The 1,452-nt window shown below is 57.9% G+C and carries 1 protein-coding gene; it reads right to left on the minus strand.

What is annotated here, in order from left to right; genetic code table 11:
- A partial coding sequence (gene tssI, locus ACJHXB_RS24685) for a type VI secretion system tip protein TssI/VgrG (RefSeq protein WP_410233552.1) occupies positions 1-1,452 on the minus strand: 1,452 nt, incomplete at both ends.

Below are 1,452 nucleotides of genomic sequence, written 5' to 3' on the forward strand. Positions count from 1 at the left end.
GTAGACCTGTTCTTTCCCTGTCGCATCGTCAAACTTCAGTTCATTAAACCCGCTGCCCTTATAGGTTTTCGAACGAATGGTCATCTGCGTCTTTGTTCCCGGCAGGCTGCCGGGGGTGCGGTTTTCCTGGTGGTAGGTACGCCCCATAATAATCGGCTGGTCCGGATCGCCGTTGAGGAAGTCCACAATGACTTCCTGACCCACACGCGGTATCGCCAGGTTGCCAAAGCCGGTGCCTGCCCACGCCTGTGCCACACGGATCCAGCATGAACTGTCCTGGTTTGACGGGTTATAGCGGTCCCAGTTAAATTTCACCCGCACGCGGCCATGTTCATCACAGAAGATTTCTTCTCCTGCCGGTCCCGTCACGACGGCGCTCTGCGGGCCGTCCACCAGCGGTTTCAGCAACGGCTGTGGCCGCCATGTTCTGTCTGCCGGTATTACCGCAAAGTGGTTATTCAGCGTGGTACCTGAACCCCTGCGTCCCGGCACCGCCTGCGGCTGCTCGCCGTGCAGTTCACTTGCCACCACCTGCCATTCCCGGTTCAGGTTCGCCTGCGGATGCCCCGTCAGCGCAATTCGCCGTCCCGGCCATATCTCCGGCGAACGGCTTGTTCCGCGCGCCACTTCTGCGTTGTTTCGCCAGCCATCCATCTGCCAGCAGGCAAAGTTCTGCCCGTGGGCACCCTTGAAACGTCCGGGGTAGTCATACACTTCATACTGTGTGCGCTGGTAATCCTGGTGCTGGCCTTCCTGATCAAAACGCCCTGCCCAGCCGGGTCGTTTAAAGGTGTAGTCTTTGGTCACCACGGAAGATGGGCGGATTTGTGCGCTGTAGAGGAACTGGCTGATGCATAGGGTGCTCACCTCGGTACGGGTGTTCGGATTCCAGGGGATCTCAAAGGACTCCGGCAGATAACGCACGGTGTCGCACAGGACCAGGCTCTGGTCGGTACTTTTTTGCGCGTGCTCCTCATAAAAGAAGATGCCTTCCTCCGCCGCCATCCGGCACAGGAAATCGTAATCGGTTTCGCCGTACTGGACACAAAACTCACGGGAAGGATGCGGCTCGCTGAACAGCGGACTCCACTCGGTCACCCCGTTTTCTTTCAGGATCGTCGCGAGTATGCTTTCGATGTCCTCATTCTGGAAGATACGGAAGTTCTGGCGCAGCCCTGTGCGCCACAGCGGTGGGCACACCTTCATGCTGTACAGCATCTGGTTTTTGTCGTTCTCCCCCAGTTCAAACCAGGTCACCACACCTTTCACCCGGCGCTGTACGTCATCGCCCTGCCATACCGTCAGGTAGGCCATTTTGTCCAGCACCTGCGCAAATTCAAGGGAGAGAAACTGCTGGCTGACCAGAGAGAGATCGAGGGAAAAGAGCGAAGAGAGTGACTGGTTCAGATGAAAGGAGACCACCGCAAACGCGTCCGGTGGCAGGCCGTCCAC

This window comes from Escherichia sp. WS3227_2, assembly GCF_046486495.1.
Lineage (GTDB): Bacteria > Pseudomonadota > Gammaproteobacteria > Enterobacterales > Enterobacteriaceae > Escherichia > Escherichia coli.